This is a genomic window from Limnohabitans sp. 2KL-3 (assembly GCF_001269405.1).
Lineage (GTDB): Bacteria > Pseudomonadota > Gammaproteobacteria > Burkholderiales > Burkholderiaceae_C > Limnohabitans_A.
The window spans coordinates 121,356-140,542 of record NZ_CXON01000005.1; the positions used below are offsets into that span (position 1 = coordinate 121,356).

A 19,187-nucleotide genomic window follows, 5' to 3' on the forward strand; every position below is an offset into this window, starting at 1 on the left:
AATGGAAAAAATCCGGCGCTGCCATCAAGCAGCGCCGGACTACACGATATCAGTCTTCTGAATCAGGAATCGATGCTGAAGCCGATGCGCTTGATCAGGGGACCCCAGCGCTCGAGTTCCACTTGCGAGCTCTTGAGTTGGTCTGCCACCGTGCCGCCAAACGGAATCAGGCCGACCACGGTCAAGGCGTCCAACACGCCTTTGTCTTTGAGGGCGGCATTGATGGCTGCATTGGCCGCTTGCACCACGTTGGCCGGGGTTTTGGCGGGAGCGTAAAAGCCAAACCACTCTTCCACGGTCAATTCAGGAAAGCCTTGCTCGGCAAAGGTGGCGACATCGGGCACAAAGGGTGAACGGGTTTTGCCCGAGGTGGCCAAAATGCGCATCTTGCCGGCTTTGTGGTTGGCAATGAAGTCGCCGTGTGGGGTGAACATGCAAGCGATCTGGCCGCCGACCACATCGGTCACGCCGGGCACCGAGCCACGGTAAGGCACATGCTTGAACTCGAAGTTCTGGTTCAGGCCGAGCAAGGCGCCAATGAAGTGCGGTGTGGAGCCTGCAGCGGGCGAGCCGTAGCTGGCTTGTGCGGGGTTGGCTTTGGCCCAGACGATGAAGTCTTTCACGTTTTTGACGCTGGCCGGCACCATGGGGCCCACGGCAAAACCGTGGTGAATCATCGACGCGGTGCCCACGGGCGTGAAGTCTTCAAAGGGCTTGTACTGCAGGTTTTTGAAGATGTGTGGGTAAAGCGAGATGGCCGAGAACGGGGTCATGGCCAGCACCGAGCCGTCGGCTGGGGCGCTTTTGAGCAGGTTCAGGGCAATCTGGCCGCCTGCACCTGGCTTGCTGTCGATGATGCCGGCGTTTTTGCTGTAAGGCGTGCCGCCAAATTTTTCGGCCACGCGGCGGGCGCAGATGTCACCCGAGCTGCCGGGCGGGAAGCCGTAGAGCACTTTGACTTGCTCAATGGGCAGGCCACTTTGCGCCCAGGCTTGCTGGAATGCGGTGCTGCCCAAAATGGCGGCACCAAGGGTGGATTGGATGAATTCGCGACGGTTGCTCATGCTTGTCTCCTGGAGGCGTGGTTGTATAAGGTTGAACGAACGGGGGTGAAAAAAGAGGGCGTTGGAGTGTTCAGATCAGGACTTGGCCGCTTTGTCCGCCGAGCCCTCCAGCCCCGCCAGCAGGGCTTGGCTGTTGCCGGGGATGACCATTTGAAATTGCTGGTCGACAAAGGTGTAGTCGTAGTAGCCCATGCGAGCGAGTGGCTGGATTTTGAGCACGTCGATCAGGCCTTGGCCATTGATGATCTCGTCGTCGATGTGGATGGCCACCACACGGCCAAACACCACGTCGGCGCTGCCCATGGGCGGCTTGCCGGGAAAGCGCAGGCTGTTGAGGTACACGCATTCAAACTGAATGGGCGAGCCTTGGACCCGCATGGGCTTGACCCGGTGGCTGGGCAGTTTGGTGAGGCCTGCACGCTCGAATTCGTCCACGCCGTGGGGCACTTCTTCGGCCGAGATGTTGACCGCATCGCGCAGGGCGTAGGTGGCCATGTTCCAGACAAACTCACCGGTTTGTTCGGCGTTGCGCACCGAGTCTTTGCGCTCACCTTGGGTGGTTTGGTTGGCGCTGAACATGACGATGGGCGGGTCAAACGTCACGTTTTGAAATTGGCTGTACGGGGCCAAGTTGTGGCGGCCTTGGGCATCCACCGTGGAGATCCAGCCGATGGGGCGCGGGATCACACACGACTTGAAGGGGTCGTGCGGCAGGCCGTGCGGGGTGACGCCGGGTTCGTAGTACATGGCTCAAGTCGGTGTATCAAGTGCACAAAGCGCGGATGTCTTCGGGCACCGGGATGGCTTTGATGCGGTCAGGGTCTTCGGGGTGCTTGATGCAAAAGGCTCGCACTTCGGTGCCTTCGCACAGCACGGTTTCGCCGCGCATGACCACGTGTTTGTGCACAAACACTTTGTCGCGCCACTCTTGAACACTGGTGTGCACCTGCAGGGTTTCGCCGTAGGTGGCGGGGCGGATGAATTTGGTGTTGATTTCCAAGAGCGGCGTGCCAATGATGCCGCGCGTCTTGACCAATTCACGCCAAGGCAGCACGCCGCACTTCACAAAGAAGTTCAGCGACGAGGCGTCCATCCATTTGGAAAAATTGGGGAAAAAAACGATGCCTGCGGGGTCGCAGTCACCGAACATCACTTGCACTTCGTAGACAACAGTTTTCATGGCTTGTTTCTTCGTTGGACGATGAGCCCCACCTCAGCGAGGCGCCATGCGCAAGGCACCGTCCAAACGGATGACTTCGCCGTTCAGGTGGTCGTTGCTGACGATGTGGCAGGCCAGTTCGGCAAATTCGCTGGGCTTGCCCAGGCGTGCCGGGAAGGGGATGCTGGCGGCCAGGGACTGCTGCACCGGCTCGGGCAAGCTGGCCAGCAGCGGTGTTTTGAACAGGCCAGGGGCGATGGTGCACACGCGGATGCCGTGTTGTGCCAAGTCACGCGCCATGGGCAGTGTCATGCCCACCACGCCCGCCTTGGAGGCGCTGTAGGCTTGCTGGCCCACTTGGCCGTCAAAAGCCGCCACCGATGCGGTGAAGACCATCACACCACGAGCGCCATCTTCCATGGGGTCCAGCTTGGTGCAGGCTTCGGCAAACAAACGCGCCGCGTTGTAAGTGCCAATCAAGTTGACGTTGATCACCTTGGCAAACTCTTCCAAAGGCGCGGCTTTGCCGTCTTTGCCGACCACGCGCTTGGCGGTGCCAATGCCCGCGATTTGCATCAGGATGCGGGCCGGGCCGTGCGCAGCGGCAGCGGTCTCGATGGCTTTGGCCATGCTGTCTGGGTCACTCACATTGCAGTGCACTGCCACGGCGCAGCCGTTGCCATATTGCGCGCCAATGTCGGCTGCCACGCGCTCGGCGTTGGCCATGTTCAGATCGAGCACGGCGACTTTTGCGCCCAGACGGGCCAATTCGCGGGCCGTGGCTTCGCCCAAACCGGAGCCACCGCCGGTGACCAGTGCTGCTTGTCCTTGGATGTTCATGTCGAGACCTTTCTGTTGTAGGTCGGACCTTCTGGTCCGACGTTTCGGATACATGTCGGGGCTAAAGCCGCCGACCTACGGGTTCTTGCACTTTGTATTTTTGTAGGTCGGTGGCTTTAGCCCCGACAAATGCTTGCAGACCACAAACATGTCGGACCTGAAGGTGCCGACCTACGGGTTTTTGCACTTTGTATTTTTGTAGGTCGGTGGCTTCAGCCCCGACAAATGCCCGCAGACAGCGAACATGTCGGGGCTTAAGCCGCCGACCTACGCGTTCATTTCATGCGCCTTCAGGGTTTTCGATCAACAGCGCAATGCCTTGCCCGCCGCCCACGCATGCGCTGGAGATGCCGTAGCGCAAACCAGAGCGCTGGAGTTCACGCGCCAGCGTGATGGTCAAGCGCACGCCGGTGGCGGCCAGGGGGTGGCCCAGTGCAATGGCGCCGCCGTTCACATTGAGCTTGGACACATCCAGGCCCAGCTCTTTCGCCACGGCCAGGGTTTGTGCACCCTGCGCTTCGTTGATTTCAAAGCGGCCGATGTCGGACAGCTTCAGGCCAGTGCGTTCCAGCAGCAGGCGAATGGCTGGCGCTGGGCCAATGCCCATGATTTCGGGTGGCACGCCCACAGCGGCTGCCGCCACCACGCGGGCCAGCGGTTTTTTGCCGTTCGCCTTGGCATACGCGCCAGAAGTCACCACACAAGCGGCGGCGGCATCGACCAAAGCCGCGCTGTTGCCGCCGGTTTGCACGCCGCCTTCATAGACGGACTTGAGCTTGGCCAGCACTTCGGGCGGCGAGATGCGGGGGTGCGTGTCGGTGGCCACTTCGGTGACCTTGCCTTGCAGCTTGATGCCACGGGCTTTGTAGCCTTCGAGTTCAAACTTTTCAGTGACCACAGGCACGATCTCGCCCGCATGAAAACCGGCTGCTTGGGCGGCCACGGCCTTGGCAAACGAGTCGGACGCGAACTGATCCACCTCTTCGCGGGTGATGTTGTATTTTTTGGCCAGGTTCTCGGCCGTCTGGATCATGTTGATGCCTGCGGCCGGGTCTTTCAGCGCTTCCCACATATAGTCTTTGAAGCCCACGGGAGCACCCAGTTTGAAACCGGTGCGGTGGTCAAAGGCGGCAATCGGGTTGCGCGTCATGCTCTCAGTGCCGACCACCAAGGCGGCCTCGCACACGCCCGCTTCGATCTGTTCGCCCGCTTGGCGAAACAGCTCAAAGCCGGTGCCGCAAATGCGCTGGGTCATGATGGCGGGCACTTCTTGCGGCACGCCGGTATACAAACCAATGTGGCGCGGCAAGAAGAATTGGTCAAAGTCGCCAGGGGCCATGTTGCCGGTGATGACCGAGCCGATCTCGGTCGGCGCAATGCCTGCGCGCTTCAATGCTTCGCGGGCGGCTTTGATGCCCAAGTCTGTGGGCGAGATGTGGCCCAGTGTGCCGCAGTAATCGACCATGGGGGTGCGCACACCTTCGTGCATCCACACATCGGCAAACGCGTTGAAAAATCCTTTGGAAGCCATGTTTTTTCCTTGTGATTCGAATCTTTAAATCCGATTTGGGGGCTGTTCCGTAGGTCGGCACCTTCAGGTCCGACATGGCTGGTTTTGGACAGCTTCATGTCGGGGCTGAAGCCGCCGACCTACAGGTCAAATTTGGGGTTTGACGATGTAATGCAGCGTGTCAGCGTGCAGCGCCGCCACGGTGTCGGCGCGGTGGGTGAGCACCGAGCGCTGGTTGATCGAGCCCTTGTCGGTGATCTCGCCCTTGTCGATGGTGGGCGGCTCGCTCAGCAGGCACAGGCGGGCAATGCGGTTGGCGCTGCCAGTTGCCGATTGGGCCAGCGTGTTGACGATGTCCTGGAACTTGGCCAGCACCGGGGCCGAGGCCAAAACTTCAGACAAAGGCACGTCGGCAGGCAAACCGCTCAAAGCGCGCACCGCCGGTGTCGGGAAAATCATGGCACCGACTTCTTTCAGGTTGATGCCAGTCAGCACCGCGTCCTGAATGTAGGGGGCTCCCGCTGCGATGATTTTGGCCCGCAGCGGCCCCACGCTCACAAAGGTGCCGGTGGCCAGCTTGAAGTCTTCGGCAATGCGACCGTCAAATTTCAGGCCCAGGTGCACATCGGTCTCGTCGATCCACTTGACCGCGTCGCCGGTCTTGAAAAAGCCTTCTTCGTCAAACGCACCGGCGGTTTCTTCGGGGTTGCGCCAGTAGCCGGGTGTGATGTTGGGGCCTCGGTAGCGCACCTCGGTTTTGCCATCGGTGTCGACCAGCTTCAGCTCCAGCCCGGGTGTGGGCACACCCAAGTCGCCCGCTTGCACAAAGGGGTTGGTCACAAAGATGCCAAAGGGGCCGGACTCGGTCATGCCCAGACCTGTGCCCATGACGATGCGCTCGCCCACTTCACGCTCTTGGCTGGCATACAGGCTGTCCCAAATGGGCTGGGCCAAAGCAGCGCCGGCGTAAAAGAACATCTGCACGCGTGACAGCAGCGTTTTGCGCAGCTGGTCGTCGGTTTGCATGGCGTGGGCAATGGCTTCAAAGCCGGTGGGCACGTTGAAGTACACGGTGGGCGCGATGTCGCGCAGGTTGCGCAAGGTCTCGTGCATCAAGGCCGGGGTGGGCTTGCCGTCGTCGATGTAGAGCGTGCCGCCGTGGAACACGGTCATGCCAAAGTTGTGGTTGCCACCAAAGGTGTGGTTCCAGGGCAGCCAATCGACCAGCACCAGTTCGCTTTCGGCAAGCACCGGCATCGACTGGGCCATTTGTTGCTGGTTGGCGCACCACAGGCGGTTGGTGTTGATGACGGCCTTGGGCAGCTTGGTGGAGCCGCTGGTGAACAAAAATTTGGCAATGGTGTCGGGGCCGGTGGCGGCCATGGCGGCGTCCACGGCCGGTGTGGGAGCGGTGGCGCACAGGCTGTCAAAAGCCGTGACCGTGCGGCCAGGCACCTCGCCTTTGACCATCACGACCTCCATGTCTTCACCCACGGTGGCGGCAATGGCTTTGGCATAGCGGGCGTCCGAGGCAAACACCAGGCCGGGTGTGACGGTGCGCAGCACATGCTTGAGCTTGTCGTAGTCCACACTGACCAGCGAGTAGGGCGGTGAGGTGGGGACATAAGGCACGCCCGCCACCAGGCAACCCAAGGCCAGCAAAGCGTGCTCGAGGCTGTTTTCGCTCAGGATGACGACGGGGCGTTCGGCGTTCAGGCCACGTTCGATCAGGCCCTGCGCAATGCAGCGTGCCGAGTGCCAGGCCTGCGCGTAGCTGATGTGCTTCCAGTCGCCCAAAGTGCCATCGGCTTGCGGGATGCGGCGGGCCATGAAGCTGTGCTCGGGCTTGACCTGCGCCCAGTGCTGCAGGCGGTCGGTCAGGCGATCCGGAAAAGCCTGCAGGTCTTGGTCAGCCTTGAGGTAATGCGTGCCGGGCACGCCATCGCGCAAACTGACACGCGTCACGCCGAATTTGAGTGGACGAAATTGGGGGGCGTTCATGGGGTCTCCGGTGATGGCCTTGGGCGATGGGCGTTGTGCCTTGGGCGTGTTGGGTTTTGCGTTCGGGGTTTGGCGTTGAGCGTGGGTTCAAGGTGTTTGAGCAACGCTCAACACAAAACGCCCAACGGTCAACGCCCAACGGTCAACCCGCCTTCTGTACTTTGGCAGCCTTGCCTTCCAGGAAGGCACGCACGCGGGCTTTGGCTTCAGGGGCGGATTGGGCAATCGAGGCCATCAGCGCTTCGGTGAACAAGCCGTGGTCGGCCGGCTGCTCGGCAATGCGGGGCAGGGCGTGTGTCAAAGCAAAGTTGGTCAGGGGGGCGTTGGTGGCGATGCGGGTGGCCAGCTCGATGGCCTTGGTCAAGGCCGTGCCGGTGGGCACCAGGTACTGCGCCAGGCCCACGCGCTCGCCGTCTTGTGCGTTGTACACGCGGCCCGTGAGCATCATGTCGGTCATGCGGGCTGCGCCAATCAGCTTGGGCACACGCACCGAGCCACCGCCGCCCACAAAAATGCCGCGTGTGCCTTCGGGCAGCGCGTAAAAAGTGCTTTCATCGGCCACGCGAATGTGGCTGGCGCTGGCCAGCTCCAGGCCTCCGCCCACCACCGCGCCATGCAAAGCGGCCACCACGGGCACACGGCCTTGCTCGACCGCGTTCAAGGCCACATGCCAGCTGCGCGAGTGGTGAATGCCTTCACCGGCATCGCGCTCTTTCAATTCAGACAAATCGAGTCCTGCACAAAAGTGGTCGCCCTCGCCATGGATCACGGCGGCACCCGCTTCAGGCGGCAGGTTCTGAAACACATCGCGCAGCGCTTCAATCAGGGCGTCATTCAGTGCATTGCGCTTGGCCGGACGGCAAAGGCGCACCACCGCGACGGCCCCTTGCATGTCCAAAGCCACGCCGTTGGCGGCTGCGCGTTCGAGGATGGGGTGATGGATGTCGGTCATGGCAAGGCCTTTCTTCAGACTTGGCCAAGACGCCAAGAAAGTTATTATTGATAACCATATTGTGACCAGTGACCAGCATTTTTGTGCTTGGTGTTTTCCCTAGGTTTACAGGGCCTGTTCCAGGGGGAACCTTTCTTTTTTGTGGGAGCCCCGCCCTCGGGGGATGGTGTTTTTGTAGGAGCCCCGCCCTCGGGGCGATGGGGGGTGGTCTGCGAGGGTTATCGCGACGAGGGCGTCGCTCCTACAAGGACATTGCCGCGCATCACAGGGATATTGCCTTGCACTTTGTAGGAGCCCCGCCCTCGGGGCGATGGAGGGGGTGGTCTTGCTTGTGACCTTGGCCTTGCGCGTGATCGGCTATTGTTCACCCCTATTTGCTGCGAAGGAGCCCCATGAACCACCAAGACCTGATTGCCATCGACATCCACACCCATGCCGAGGTGAGCTGCTGGAATCCGTTTGACAACTACGGCGAAGAGTACGACCGCGCGGCCGACAAGTTCTTTGGCAGCAACCGCCGCCCGACCATCGAAGAGACCGTGGCTTATTACCGCGAGCGCAAGATCGGCTTGGTCATGTTCACCGTGGACAGCGAATCGCAGCTGGGCCGCCGCCGCATTCCCAATGAAGAGATCGCCAAGGCAGCACGCGACAACAGCGACATGATGATTGCCTTTGCCAGCATCGACCCACACAAGGGCAAGATGGGCGCACGCGAGGCCGAGCGCTTGATCAAGGAAGAGGGCATCAAGGGTTTCAAATTTCACCCCACGGTGCAGGGCTACCACCCCTACGACAAGATGGCTTGGCCCATTTACGATGTGATCAACGAATACAAATTGCCCGCGATTTTCCATACCGGACACAGTGGCATTGGCTCGGGCATGCGTTGCGGTGGCGGTCTGCGCCTGGCCTACAGCAACCCCATGCACCTGGACGATGTGGCCATTGACTGGCCCGACATGCAGATCGTCATGGCGCACCCGAGTTTTCCTTGGCAAGACGAGGCCCTGAGCGTGGCCACCCACAAGCCCAATGTGTGGATTGACCTGTCGGGCTGGAGCCCCAAGTACTTTCCCAAGCAATTGGTGCAATACGCCAACACCTTGCTCAAAGACCGCATTTTGTTTGGCAGCGACTACCCTCTGATCACGCCCGAACGCTGGATGAAAGACTTTGAGGTGGCAGGTTTCAAACCCGAGGTGATGCCCGGCATTTTGAAGGGCAATGCGATCCGTTTGTTGGGCCTGGACAAAGCGGTGTGACCGCCGTCAACGGGGTGAATGGCATGGCCGTTGTAGGAGCCCCGCCCTCGGGGCGATGGGGGTTGGTCTGCAAGGCCCATCGCAAAGAGGATGTCCACTTTACAGCAGAAAAGGCGCTTTATTTTGTAAGCGGCCTGACCCGATGTGGACCGGCTTTCTTCAGCGTCCAGCCCACGGGGTGACTTTGACGGCCACCGCAGTGACCACGCCATAAAGCACCATGGTCACGGCCACCAAGGCATAAAAGCTGTTCGCGGTGCCTTGGTGTTGCGTCAACCCATAACCGGCCCCGGCCACCAGCACCAAGCGCACGGTTCCGGCCAGCACGGGCCCGATCACTTGGCCTGCGCCTTGGGATGCAAAGTACAAAGTCAGTCCCAGGCCAAAGAAGGGAAAGGCCGGTCCTGCCGTCACCAGGTATTGGCGGGCGAAATGCAGCACGGTTTCATCTTGCGTGAACAAACGCGCCCACAGATCGGGTGCCAGGGTGACCACCGCGCCGATCAGGGCCAGGTTGAAGGCCGATACGCCACCGGCGACCCAGGCCACGCGCCGCGCTCTGGCCACTTGGCCTGCCCCCATTGCCAAGCCGACCATGGGCACCGAAGCCACGCCGATGCCAAAGGCGATCGGGATCAACAAAAACTCAAGCCTTTGACCAATGCCATACCCAGCCAGCGCGGGTGTGCCCAGTTGGGCCAACATGCCCGTGAAAATCAAGATGGCCAGCACCGATTGCACGGGTGACAAGCAGGCCACGGCCCCCACTTTCAAGATGTCGGCAAACAGGCTTTTGTGCAGGGTGAAGCTTTGCAAAGGCAATCGCAATCGGCCTTGTCCGCTGAGCAAATACCACAGAAACACCACCACCCCCGCCAGGGTGGCCACGATGTGTCCCAGAGCGACGCCCACCATGCCCATGGCAGGTATGGGGCCGGCCCCCAGTGACAGTACTCCGCCCAGCGCGATTTGCAAAACCGCCGTGGCCACCAGCGTCATGGACGGTGCCCGCATATTGCCCGTGCCCCGCAAAATCGAGGCCAGGGTGTTGAGCAGCCAGACCCACACGGCCCCTGAAAACAGCACTTGGCCGTAGAGCACCGCTTCCTCCAGCACAGCGCCTTGTCCGCCCAGCAGGGCGTAAAAATCGGGGCCCCAGAGCAAAAAAATACCGCTGTAAATCAGGCCTGCTGCCAAGCCAATCACCAAGGCATGTTGCAGCAGGGTTTGGGCTCGGTCCACATCAGAGGCACCCAGGGCGCGGCTGATGGCGGCAGATACCCCGCCGCCCATGGCTCCAGCCGACATCATTTGCGTGAGCATGGCAAACGGAAACACCAGCGCCATGGCCGCCAAAGGCGCAGTGCCCAAGCGCCCCACATAGTAGGTTTCGGCAATGCCCACCAGCACGGTCATGACCATCGCCAGCACATTGGGCGCGGCCAGCTTGAGCAAGGTGGGCAAGATTGGAGCGCTGAGCAGGCGCTGCAAGTCGTTGTGGGGAGCGTTCATGGACGCATCTTCCCAGTTTGCCCGTCAGATGCGGTGACTCAGGTGACAGGTGCGTTGGGCAAGGGGGCTTGCAACAGTTGGTGCATCGGCCAATTGAGCAGCTCGGCCAAGCGGCACACCACCCAACGGGCTTCGGCGGGCGAGACCACGGCAGGCTCGGCCAGCAGGCCCAGCTCGCATTGCGTCAGCACCAGTTCTTCGGTAATGCCCAGCGTGAACTGCATGTTGGCCGCCTTTTCGGTCAGCAAGTTGGCGAGGTCTTCGCACAGCTCGTAGCGCTCGGCCATCTCACGGTGGCCGATGCTGGGTTTGATTTTGCCGGGTGGCACATACAGCGCCGTGAAGCTCTCGGGCAGGTAAAGCTGGTTGTCGTTGCTCATGCCGGCTCAGGCTTTTTTGACGAATTCGGTTTTCAGCTGCATGGGGCCAAAACCTTCGATTTTGCAGTCAATGTCGTGGTCGCCTTCGATGAGGCGGATGTTCTTGACCTTGGTGCCGACTTTGACCACCGAAGACGAGCCTTTGATCTTGAGGTCCTTGACCAGGGTGACGCTGTCGCCGTCTTGCAGCACGTTGCCGTGGGCGTCTTTCCAGACTTTGGCCACCTCAGTGGCAGCCGCTTCGGCGGGGCTCCATTCGTGCCCGCAGCTGGGGCAGATCAACAAATTGCCATCTTCGTAGGTGTATTCATCGTGGCATTGGGGGCAGGCGGGCAGGGTGGTCATGTTCAAGAAATCAGCAAATCAAGCATTGTCGTCTGCAAATGTGGGCCATCGCGACGGGGGCGTCGCTCCTGGGGGGGAGATGCCCCGGATTTTGTGGGATCCCCGCCCTCGGGGTGATGCTTGGTGGTCTGCGAGGCTTGATCGCGATGGGGGCGTCGCTCCTACAAGGGGAGGCCCTGCATTTTGTGGGAGCCCCGCCCTCGGGGCGATTCTTGGGGTCTGCGAGGCTTGATCGCGATGGGGGCGTCGCTCCTACAAGGGGAGGCCCTGGATTTTGTGGGATCCCCGCCCTCGGGGCGATGGGTGGTGGTTTGCGAGGCTTTTCGCGACGGGGGCGTCGCTCCTACAAGGGGAGGCCCTGCATTTTGTAGGAGCCCCGCCCTCGGGGCGATGGGTGGTGGTTTGCGAGGCTTTTCGCGACGGGGGCGTCGCTCCTACAAAAAAAATCATGGGGCTGGGTCCATGAGTTCATGGCTGTGTCTCTTTGTCCAATGATTCGCGGTTTTGCGCTTCTTGTTGTGCTTTTTCCTGTGCCCTTTGCTGCCGGGTCTTTTCCTGTGCCTTGCGCACGTCGTGCATTTGCCAAAAGGCAAACACGAACACCAGTCCAAAAATGCCCAGCTCCAACCAAATGCCCATGACCCTGCTCCCCATGTGTGACTGACATCCTAGCCGGGAATGACCGTGTCATCGGCCGCACCCGCACTGGACTGCAGCACGAAGGCTGGATGGGCTTGTTTTTCACTCGCCCAAGCGCTCGTTGGGTGTCAACACGGGTTGACATACTCAAAAATCAAGATATATTGACACTCAAGTCTGTCAGCTTGAGTTGACAGGTCTTCCCTCCGGAGGTCCCATGAGTCTGTTGACACGCGCCGAGCAAGCCCTGAGCACACATTTTGAGCAAGCCGCCGGTGTGGGCGCACCGCCTCGTTTGGTCGCCGCCATGCGGCATGCCGTGTTTTCGGGCGGGGCCCGCATACGCCCGCAGTTGTGCATGGCCGTGGCCACCGCCTGTGGTGATGACACGCCCGAGTTGACCAATGCCGCTGCTGTGGCCTTGGAGTTGATGCATTGCGCTTCGCTGGTGCACGACGACATGCCCGCTTTTGACAATGCCGACACCCGACGCGGCCTGCCCACGGTGCACAAGGCTTTCAGCGAACCGCTGGCGCTGTTGGCCGGTGACGGCCTGATCGTCATGGCTTACCGCGTGTTGTTGCAAGCCGGTGCACAGCGCCCCGAGCGTTTGATCGCGCTCATGGACAACATGACATCTGGCGTGGGCCTGCCCCACGGTATCGTGGCCGGGCAAGCCTGGGAGTGCGAGAGCAGCGCTGACCTGGGCCAATACCAGCGTGCCAAGACCGGGGCTTTGTTTGTGTCGGCCACCTGCGCTGGGGCCCTCAGCTGTGGTGTGGCCCCTGAGCCTTGGGCTCACTTGGGCCACTATTTGGGCGAGGCCTACCAAGTGGCCGACGACATCCGCGACGTGATCGCCGACGCCGCCACCTTGGGCAAACCTGCTGGGCAAGACGCATTGCATGCCCGTCCCAGCTCAGCCCAAGCGCTGGGCTTGACTGGGGCGATTGCCCATTTTGACCACCTGATCGACCAAGCTGCGGGGTCGATTCCGGCGTGTTCTTGCCGCGACATGTTGCGCCAGTTGGTGCAGGTGGAGGCCGAGCGCTTGGTGCCCAAAGCCCTGTGCGACGGCTATTTCAAGACCCACCCCGAAGTGGCCGCTGCCCGCATCAGCGCTCCCCATTGAGCGCCCGGACGGCCTCACACCAAGGAAAAATCATGTCCCAACCTCTGGATTTGGCGGCCGTGCAGGCCCACACCGCTGGCACCTCGATCAAAGATGCCTGGCAAGCCCGTCTGGAGCGCTGGTACGCCCACCCCGGTTTGTACCGCTGGTCGCTCAGCAATCCGCTCACACGCTGGTTGACCCGCAGGCGCACCCGCAAGCTGTTCGATTTGATGGCCGGGTTTGTGCACAGCCAGGTCTTGCTCGCTTGCGTGCGGCTGGACTTGTTTCGGGCCTTGCATCAGGCCCCCGCTCATTTGAACGATTTGGCCCATCGAACCGGTCTGGCCCCCGCTGTGCTGCAGCGCTTGGTGCTGTCGGCGGTGGCGCTGGGACTGCTGGAGCACCGCAGCCAGGGCCGTTTTGGTCTGGGTCCTTTGGGTGTGCCGCTGGCGCAGCACGAGGGCATTGCCCAAATGATCGAGCACAACCACTTGCTCTACCAAGACATGCAGGACCCGGTGCAGTTTTTGAACAATGCGTGGAGCGGTGGCATGGCCGAGTACTGGCCCTATGCCCATCAGCAAGCCGCACCCGTGGCATCGCCCCAAGCCGAGGTGGACAAGTTCACCCGCTACTCGCAGCTCATGGCGGCTTCGCAGGGCTTTGTGGTGCAAGAGATTTTGTCGTCCTACTTTTTTGATGAACACCGTTGTGTGCTGGACGTGGGGGCGGGCAAGGGCCGGTTTGTCAGCGAGTTGGCCGCACACGCACCGCACCTCAAATTCAAAATGTTCGACCTGCCGCCCGTGCTGGCGCTGGCCCGTGAAGGCTTGCAAGCCAAAGGTTTGACGGAGCGTGTGGCCCTGCACCCGGGCAGTTTTCTGGACGATCCCTTGCCCGAGGGGGCTGACCTGATCACTTTGGTGCGTGTGGCGCACGACCACCCCGATGTGGTGGTGCGGCAGATCTTGCACAAAGCCTTTGCGGCCTTGCCGGTGGGTGGGGTGTTGTTGTTGGCCGAGCCCATGGCGCAGCCCGAAGACGAAGCTGGACAGCCCAGTGCTTCGGCCGATGCCTACTTTCACTTTTATTTGTTGGCCATGGGAGCAGGGCGCTTGCGCACCCCACAAGAGCTGCAAACCATGATGCAAGAGGCCGGATTCACACATGTCGAGCAAGTGCCCAACGCCATGCCCATCCATGCCCGCATTCTTTTGGGACGTAAATCTCAGTGTTTACCCTCTGTTTCTCAAAAAAGTGTCAATTAACTTTGACATATCTTGATGTAAAGCAAAGAATACAACCATGAGATCCCAAGCCGTCGTCTTCAACAGCCCCAGACACCTGTCCCTGCAGGCCCTGGACTTGCCCGAATTGCAAACCGGCCAGATTGAAGTGGCGGTCGAGTTCAGTGGCATCAGCACCGGCACCGAGCGCATGCTCTGGGACGGCAGCATGCCCCCCTTCCCGGGCATGGGTTACCCCTTGGTGCCAGGTTATGAGACGGTGGGCCGCGTGGTCCGCAGCGCCTCAGACTCGGGACTTCAAGCCGGACAGCGCGTGTTTGTGCCAGGTGCCAATTGCTTCACGGGTGTCAAGAGCCTGTTTGGCGGCGCGGCTTCGCGCTTGGTGGTGACCGAGCAAAAAGTGGTGCCTGTGGCCGATCACCTGGGGGCGCAATCGGTGCTGCTGGCCTTGGCTGCCACGGCGTACCACTCAGTGTCGGGCGGTGGTCAGCAAGACCCGTTTGAAGCCCCCGAACTCATCGTCGGCCACGGTGTCATGGGTCGCCTGTTGGCCCGACTGACTGTTGCTGCCGGCCTGCCTGCCCCCACCGTGTGGGAAACCCAAGCCCAGCGTTCTTCAGGGGCCGAGGGCTACACGGTGGTTCAGCCGCAAGACGACCCACGCCGCGACTACCGCACCATTTACGACGTGAGCGGCGATGGCAGCCTGCTCAACAGCCTGATTCAGCGCCTGCGCCCCGGTGGCGAGCTGGTCTTGGCTGGCTTTTACAAACAAGACCTCACCTTTGCCTACGCCCCGGCCTTCATGCGTGAAGCCCGCATGCGCATCGCCGCCGAGTGGAAGCGCCCCGATTTGCTGGCCGTCAACGAACTGGTCAACACCGGTCGCTTGTCACTGGACGGCCTGATTACCCATACCCAGCCATCGACGCAAGCTGGTTCTGCCTACGAGACCGCCTTCGGAGATGCGAGCTGTCTCAAGATGATCCTTGATTGGAGTGCCACTGCATGAACACCCCCACCACCACAGACGCCACCACCCAGCCCATCAAATTTGTTGAAGTGCTGCGCCGCGAGGCCGACGTCGAACCCGACGCCGTCAGCACCACCGAAGTGACCAAAGAGACACAAATCATTGCCATTTATGGCAAAGGCGGCATCGGCAAAAGCTTCACGCTCGCCAACCTGTCTTACATGATGGCGCAGCAGGGCAAAAAGGTGCTGCTGATCGGCTGCGACCCCAAGAGCGATACCACCAGTTTGTTGTTCGGCGGCAAAGCCTGCCCCACCATTATCGAAACGTCATCGCGCCTCAAACTCTCCGGCCAGGCCGTGAGCATTGGCGACGTGTGCTTCAAGCGCGATGGCGTGTTTGCCATGGAATTGGGTGGCCCCGAAGTCGGTCGCGGCTGCGGCGGTCGCGGCATCATCCACGGTTTTGAAACACTCGAAAAACTCGGTTTCCACGACTGGGGTTTTGACTACGTCTTGCTCGACTTTTTGGGCGATGTGGTCTGCGGTGGCTTTGGTCTGCCCATTGCCCGCGACATGTGCCAAAAAGTGATCGTGGTGGCCAGCAACGACTTGCAGTCGCTGTATGTGGCCAACAACGTGTGCTCGGCGGTGGAGTATTTCCGCAAGCTCGGCGGCAACGTGGGCGTGGCCGGCATGGTCATCAACAAAGACGACGGCACGGGCGAAGCCCAGAGCTTTGCAGCCAATGCGGGCATCCCGGTGCTGGCGGCCATTCCGGCCAACGAAGACATTCGCCGCAAGAGCGCCAGCTACGAAATCATCGGCCGCCCCGACGGCGAGTGGGGCCCACTGTTTGCCGAGTTGGCCAAGAACGTGGCCGAAGCCCCGCCCATGCGTCCGAAGCCCCAAACACAAGACCAATTGCTGGGTTTGTTCAGTGCTGACGTGGTGGGCCGCAATGTGGTGCTCGAGCCCGCCACCGTGTTCGACATGGTCGGCAAGCACGAAGACATCAAGCCTTCGCTGGAAGTCGTCTACGACGCGGCCTGAGTTGCCAAGTCACACCCACAGGACACGGCCATGACACGCACCATTCCGATTCACCCCAGCACCGACGCTCCCAACCCCGCAGGGTTGCAAGGCGACGGCATGGGTTGCCACGCCGGCACCGAAGCCATGGTGGCCGCCGCCAAAGAGGCGGGCAAGTCCGAGGTGCTGGACCAGTACGCCCGCGACTATCCGCGCCAACCCGATGCCGGCCCACACGATCAACCGCAAAGCATGTGCCCGGCCTTTGGTTCGCTGCGTGTGGGTTTGCGCATGAAGCGCACCGCCACCATCTTGTCAGGCTCGGCCTGCTGCGTGTACGGCCTGACGTTCACCTCACATTTTTACGGCGCACGCCGCAGCGTGGGCTACGTGCCCTTCAACTCCGAGTCGCTGGTCACCGGCAAGCTGTTTGAAGACATCCGCGAAGCGGTGCACGCCGAAGCCGACCCGAACCAGGTCGACACCATCATCATCATCAACCTGTGTGTGCCCACCGCCAGCGGTGTGCCGCTGCAGCTGCTGCCCAAAGAGATCAATGGTGTGCGCATCATCGGCATCGACGTGCCCGGTTTTGGTGTGCCCACCCATGCCGAGGCCAAAGACGTGCTGGCCGGGGCGATGCTGAAATACGCTCGCGAAGAAATCATCAGTGGCCCCGTGGCCGCGCCCCGTGCCGGTCGTGGCGATCTGCCCACAGTGGCTTTGCTGGGCGAGATGTTCCCGGCCGACCCGGTCATCATTGGCCAGATGCTGGCGCCCATGGGCCTGGCCGCTGGCCCGGTGGTGCCCACACGCGAGTGGCGCGAGTTGTACGCCGCACTCGACTGCTCGGTGGCTGCCGCCATCCACCCGTTCTACACCGCCAGCGTGCGCGAATTCAAAGCCGCCGGTCGCCCTGTCGTGGGCTCGGCCCCGGTGGGCCTCGAAGGCACACAAGACTGGCTGCAAAACATCGGTCAGGCTGCAGGGATCGCTCAGGCGCAGATCGACGTGGCTCGCAACCAGTCTCTGGCGCAAATGCGTGGCCTCTTGATGCAAAAACCGATTTCGGGCCGCATCACCTTGAGTGGCTACGAAGGCTCCGAGTTGTTGGTGGGTCGTTTGCTGGTGGAGTGCGGAGCCGATCTGCGCTACGTGGGCTCGGCTTGCCCGGCCACGGAGTGGAATGCACAAGACATCGCCTGGCTGCAAGCCAAGGGCGTGCAGGTGCAAATGCGCGCCTCACTCGAGCAAGACCTCAACGCCATGTACGAATACCGGCCACAGCTGGCCATTGGCACCACCCCGGTGGTGCAGATCGCCAAGCAAAACAGCGTGCCTTCCTTGTATTTCACCAACCTGATTTCGGCCCGTCCCTTGATGGGTGTGGCCGGTGCGGGTTCGCTGGTGCAGGTGGTGCAGGCCGCCATGGGCAATCAGGCCCGCTTTGACGCCATGAAGTCCTTCTTTGGTGATGTGGGCGCAGGCCACGCCGCAGGCGTGTGGGAGTCGGTGCCCAAAGACCGGCCAGAGTTCAAAGCCGAAACCCGCCGACAGATTGAAAAGCTCTTGAAAAAGCGCAAAGCCGAGGAGATGGGTTCATGAACCAAGTCACACCCCCTCCCAGCACTGTGGCCAAACCCAAGTCGCCACTCATCCTCGACCACGACCGCGCAGGCGGTTACTGGGGTGCGGTGTATGTGTTCACCGCCATCAAAGGCTTGCAAGTGGTCATCGACGGCCCGGTGGGCTGCGAAAACCTGCCCGTGACTTCGGTACTGCATTACACCGATGCATTGCCTCCGCACGAATTGCCGATTGTGGTGACGGGCCTGGCTGAAGAGCAGCTGGGCCGCGAAGGCACCGAAGGCGCCATGAAACGCGCCCACGCCACGCTCGACCCCGAGCTGCCCGCTGTGGTGGTGACCGGCTCGATCGCCGAGATGATCGGCGGCGGTGTCACGCCCGAAGGCACCAACATCGCGCGCTTTTTGCCACGCACCATCGACGAAGACCAATGGCAATGCGCGAACCGCGCCATGTACTGGTTGTGGAGTGAGTACGGTCTGCGCAAAGTGCCTGCCCGCAAACCTTTTGAAGACCGCCCTGTGGGCGAAAAGCCCCGCGTCAACATCATTGGCCCCTGCTACGGCACCTTCAACAGTGCGAGTGACCTGGCCGAAATTCGCCGCTTGGTGCAGGGCATTGGTGCCGACGTCAACATGGTCTTCCCGCTGGGCAGTCACCTGGCCGATGTGTCGCGTCTGGTCGAAGCCGATGTGAACATCTGCATGTACCGCGAGTTCGGGCGCATGCTGTGCGAGGCGCTGGAGCGCCCCTATTTGCAAGCGCCCATCGGGCTGCACAGCACCACCAATTTCCTGCGCAAGCTGGGTCAGTTGCTGCACCTGGACCCCGAGCCTTTCATTGAGCGAGAAAAGCACACCACCTTGAAGCCCATGTGGGACCTGTGGCGCTCGGTGACCCAAGACTTTTTTGCCACGGCCAGTTTTGCGGTGGTGGCCGGTGAAACGTATTCACGGGGTTTGAAAAACTTCCTCGAAAACGAGATGGGTTTGCCTTGCCGCTTCAGCATCTCGCGCACAGCAGGCACCAAGACCGACAACGTGGCTGTGCGCGAATTGGTCAAAACGCAAACGCCTTTGATCATGTTCGGCAGCTACAACGAGCGCATGTACCTGAGCGAAATCTCAGGCGGCAGCCCCATGCGTGCGGCCTTCATTCCCGCCTCTTTTCCTGGGGCCATCATTCGCCGCCACACCGGCACGCCTTTCATGGGCTACAGCGGTGCAAGCTATGTGATCCAGGAAGTGTGCAACGCGCTGTTTGATGCACTGTTCCACATCTTGCCCCTGGGCACCGACATGGACAAGGCCCCCGCCACCCATGCGCGTGGGGTGGTTGCCCCGAACGCCAGCTGGCAAGACCAGGCCCAGCAGCGCCTGCGCGATGTGGTGCAAAGCCAGCCGGTGCTGGTGCAAATTTCAGCGGCCAAGCGATTGCGTGACCAAGCCGAACAACTCTCGCAGGCCCAGGGTCACAGCGAGGTGACAGAAGCCCATGTGGTCGCGGCCAGCCGCGAACTGGGTCTGGGGGTGGCGGCATGAAGCACACCCCTCTCAACACAACAGCAG

At 61.3% G+C, this 19,187-nt stretch carries 18 protein-coding genes; 7 read left to right on the top strand and 11 right to left on the bottom strand.

Annotated elements, in window-relative coordinates; all coding sequences use genetic code 11:
* Nucleotides 1-62 precede the first annotated feature (62 nt).
* From AMM41_RS09085 to AMM41_RS09115, 7 genes are all read right to left on the bottom strand, one after another.
* Nucleotides 63-1,064: a tripartite tricarboxylate transporter substrate-binding protein gene (locus AMM41_RS09085; RefSeq protein WP_089956581.1), complete on the bottom strand. Its 1,002-nt coding sequence runs from the start codon at nucleotides 1,062-1,064 to the stop codon at nucleotides 63-65.
* Nucleotides 1,065-1,139: 75 nt separating this feature from the next.
* Complete coding sequence (locus tag AMM41_RS09090) at nucleotides 1,140-1,811, bottom strand: flavin reductase family protein (protein WP_089956584.1); 672 nt, start codon at nucleotides 1,809-1,811, stop codon at nucleotides 1,140-1,142.
* Between the two features lie 16 nt (nucleotides 1,812-1,827).
* The gene (locus AMM41_RS09095; RefSeq protein WP_089956587.1) at nucleotides 1,828-2,244 is read right to left on the bottom strand and encodes an acyl-CoA thioesterase; all 417 of its coding nucleotides are present in this window, start codon (nucleotides 2,242-2,244) and stop codon (nucleotides 1,828-1,830) included.
* A gap of 33 nt (nucleotides 2,245-2,277) precedes the next feature.
* A complete protein-coding gene (locus AMM41_RS09100; RefSeq protein ID WP_089956590.1) occupies nucleotides 2,278-3,063 on the bottom strand; it encodes an SDR family NAD(P)-dependent oxidoreductase in 786 nt (261 codons plus the stop codon).
* A 280-nt stretch (nucleotides 3,064-3,343) separates the two neighbouring features.
* The gene (locus AMM41_RS09105; RefSeq protein ID WP_089956592.1) at nucleotides 3,344-4,594 is read right to left on the bottom strand and encodes a thiolase family protein; all 1,251 of its coding nucleotides are present in this window, start codon (nucleotides 4,592-4,594) and stop codon (nucleotides 3,344-3,346) included.
* Nucleotides 4,595-4,720: 126 nt separating this feature from the next.
* Nucleotides 4,721-6,574, bottom strand: coding sequence for a feruloyl-CoA synthase (locus AMM41_RS09110; RefSeq protein WP_089956595.1), 1,854 nt, complete (start codon nucleotides 6,572-6,574; stop codon nucleotides 4,721-4,723).
* Nucleotides 6,575-6,716: 142 nt separating this feature from the next.
* Complete coding sequence (locus tag AMM41_RS09115) at nucleotides 6,717-7,526, bottom strand: crotonase/enoyl-CoA hydratase family protein (protein WP_089956597.1); 810 nt, start codon at nucleotides 7,524-7,526, stop codon at nucleotides 6,717-6,719.
* Nucleotides 7,527-7,918: 392 nt separating this feature from the next.
* Here AMM41_RS09115 and AMM41_RS09120 point away from each other — a divergent pair, with 392 nt between their 5' ends.
* The gene (locus tag AMM41_RS09120; protein ID WP_089956599.1) at nucleotides 7,919-8,791 is read left to right on the top strand and encodes an amidohydrolase family protein; all 873 of its coding nucleotides are present in this window, start codon (nucleotides 7,919-7,921) and stop codon (nucleotides 8,789-8,791) included.
* A gap of 159 nt (nucleotides 8,792-8,950) precedes the next feature.
* Here AMM41_RS09120 and AMM41_RS09125 read toward each other — a convergent pair whose 3' ends face one another.
* From AMM41_RS09125 to AMM41_RS21855, 4 genes are all read right to left on the bottom strand, one after another.
* Nucleotides 8,951-10,303, bottom strand: a complete 1,353-nt coding sequence (locus tag AMM41_RS09125; protein ID WP_089956600.1) for an MATE family efflux transporter — start codon at nucleotides 10,301-10,303, stop codon at nucleotides 8,951-8,953.
* Nucleotides 10,304-10,341: 38 nt separating this feature from the next.
* Entirely contained in the window at nucleotides 10,342-10,683 is a 342-nt protein-coding gene (locus AMM41_RS09130) for an ATPase with chaperone activity (protein ID WP_089956602.1), read from the bottom strand.
* 6 nt (nucleotides 10,684-10,689) lie between these two features.
* The gene (locus AMM41_RS09135) at nucleotides 10,690-11,028 is read right to left on the bottom strand and encodes a zinc ribbon domain-containing protein YjdM (protein WP_089956604.1); all 339 of its coding nucleotides are present in this window, start codon (nucleotides 11,026-11,028) and stop codon (nucleotides 10,690-10,692) included.
* Nucleotides 11,029-11,496: 468 nt separating this feature from the next.
* Nucleotides 11,497-11,667 carry a hypothetical protein gene (locus AMM41_RS21855; RefSeq protein ID WP_194944687.1) on the bottom strand — a complete coding sequence of 57 codons (171 nt, stop codon included), beginning with the start codon at nucleotides 11,665-11,667 and terminating at the stop codon, nucleotides 11,497-11,499.
* A 217-nt stretch (nucleotides 11,668-11,884) separates the two neighbouring features.
* Between AMM41_RS21855 and AMM41_RS09140 the strand changes: the two genes are divergently transcribed.
* The 6 genes from AMM41_RS09140 to bchZ are packed head-to-tail and all read left to right on the top strand — an operon-like array spanning nucleotide 11,885 to nucleotide 19,160.
* Complete coding sequence (locus tag AMM41_RS09140) at nucleotides 11,885-12,799, top strand: polyprenyl synthetase family protein (RefSeq protein WP_089956606.1); 915 nt, start codon at nucleotides 11,885-11,887, stop codon at nucleotides 12,797-12,799.
* Between the two features lie 32 nt (nucleotides 12,800-12,831).
* Nucleotides 12,832-14,049 carry a methyltransferase gene (locus tag AMM41_RS09145; protein ID WP_089956607.1) on the top strand — a complete coding sequence of 406 codons (1,218 nt, stop codon included), beginning with the start codon at nucleotides 12,832-12,834 and terminating at the stop codon, nucleotides 14,047-14,049.
* A 37-nt stretch (nucleotides 14,050-14,086) separates the two neighbouring features.
* Nucleotides 14,087-15,040, top strand: a complete 954-nt coding sequence (gene bchC / locus AMM41_RS09150; protein ID WP_089956609.1) for a chlorophyll synthesis pathway protein BchC — start codon at nucleotides 14,087-14,089, stop codon at nucleotides 15,038-15,040.
* Entirely contained in the window at nucleotides 15,037-16,053 is a 1,017-nt protein-coding gene (locus tag AMM41_RS09155; protein ID WP_089956612.1) for a chlorophyllide a reductase iron protein subunit X, read from the top strand. The genes bchC and AMM41_RS09155 overlap by 4 nt, the downstream gene beginning before the upstream one ends.
* A gap of 30 nt (nucleotides 16,054-16,083) precedes the next feature.
* Nucleotides 16,084-17,637, top strand: a complete 1,554-nt coding sequence (bchY, locus tag AMM41_RS09160) for a chlorophyllide a reductase subunit Y (RefSeq protein ID WP_089956615.1) — start codon at nucleotides 16,084-16,086, stop codon at nucleotides 17,635-17,637.
* A complete protein-coding gene (gene bchZ / locus AMM41_RS09165; RefSeq protein WP_089956619.1) occupies nucleotides 17,634-19,160 on the top strand; it encodes a chlorophyllide a reductase subunit Z in 1,527 nt (508 codons plus the stop codon). Before bchY ends, bchZ begins: the two co-directional genes overlap by 4 nt.
* Nucleotides 19,161-19,187 lie beyond the last annotated feature (27 nt).

What these genes read in the sequence shown, in the direction of transcription:
- AMM41_RS09155 (WP_089956612.1), top strand. Translation starts at nt 15,037, where the DNA reads ATGAACACCCCCACCACCACAGACGCCACCACCCAGCCCATCAAATTT.
- AMM41_RS09085 (WP_089956581.1), bottom strand. Translation starts at nt 1,064, where the DNA reads ATGAGCAACCGTCGCGAATTCATCCAATCCACCCTTGGTGCCGCCATT.
- AMM41_RS09135 (WP_089956604.1), bottom strand. Translation starts at nt 11,028, where the DNA reads ATGACCACCCTGCCCGCCTGCCCCCAATGCCACGATGAATACACCTAC.
- AMM41_RS09145 (WP_089956607.1), top strand. Translation starts at nt 12,832, where the DNA reads ATGTCCCAACCTCTGGATTTGGCGGCCGTGCAGGCCCACACCGCTGGC.
- AMM41_RS09105 (WP_089956592.1), bottom strand. Translation starts at nt 4,594, where the DNA reads ATGGCTTCCAAAGGATTTTTCAACGCGTTTGCCGATGTGTGGATGCAC.
- AMM41_RS09100 (WP_089956590.1), bottom strand. Translation starts at nt 3,063, where the DNA reads ATGAACATCCAAGGACAAGCAGCACTGGTCACCGGCGGTGGCTCCGGT.
- AMM41_RS09090 (WP_089956584.1), bottom strand. Translation starts at nt 1,811, where the DNA reads ATGTACTACGAACCCGGCGTCACCCCGCACGGCCTGCCGCACGACCCC.
- bchY (WP_089956615.1), top strand. Translation starts at nt 16,084, where the DNA reads ATGACACGCACCATTCCGATTCACCCCAGCACCGACGCTCCCAACCCC.
- AMM41_RS09095 (WP_089956587.1), bottom strand. Translation starts at nt 2,244, where the DNA reads ATGAAAACTGTTGTCTACGAAGTGCAAGTGATGTTCGGTGACTGCGAC.
- AMM41_RS09130 (WP_089956602.1), bottom strand. Translation starts at nt 10,683, where the DNA reads ATGAGCAACGACAACCAGCTTTACCTGCCCGAGAGCTTCACGGCGCTG.
- AMM41_RS09125 (WP_089956600.1), bottom strand. Translation starts at nt 10,303, where the DNA reads ATGAACGCTCCCCACAACGACTTGCAGCGCCTGCTCAGCGCTCCAATC.
- AMM41_RS09115 (WP_089956597.1), bottom strand. Translation starts at nt 7,526, where the DNA reads ATGACCGACATCCATCACCCCATCCTCGAACGCGCAGCCGCCAACGGC.
- bchZ (WP_089956619.1), top strand. Translation starts at nt 17,634, where the DNA reads ATGAACCAAGTCACACCCCCTCCCAGCACTGTGGCCAAACCCAAGTCG.
- AMM41_RS09140 (WP_089956606.1), top strand. Translation starts at nt 11,885, where the DNA reads ATGAGTCTGTTGACACGCGCCGAGCAAGCCCTGAGCACACATTTTGAG.
- AMM41_RS09110 (WP_089956595.1), bottom strand. Translation starts at nt 6,574, where the DNA reads ATGAACGCCCCCCAATTTCGTCCACTCAAATTCGGCGTGACGCGTGTC.
- AMM41_RS09120 (WP_089956599.1), top strand. Translation starts at nt 7,919, where the DNA reads ATGAACCACCAAGACCTGATTGCCATCGACATCCACACCCATGCCGAG.
- bchC (WP_089956609.1), top strand. Translation starts at nt 14,087, where the DNA reads ATGAGATCCCAAGCCGTCGTCTTCAACAGCCCCAGACACCTGTCCCTG.
- AMM41_RS21855 (WP_194944687.1), bottom strand. Translation starts at nt 11,667, where the DNA reads ATGGGCATTTGGTTGGAGCTGGGCATTTTTGGACTGGTGTTCGTGTTT.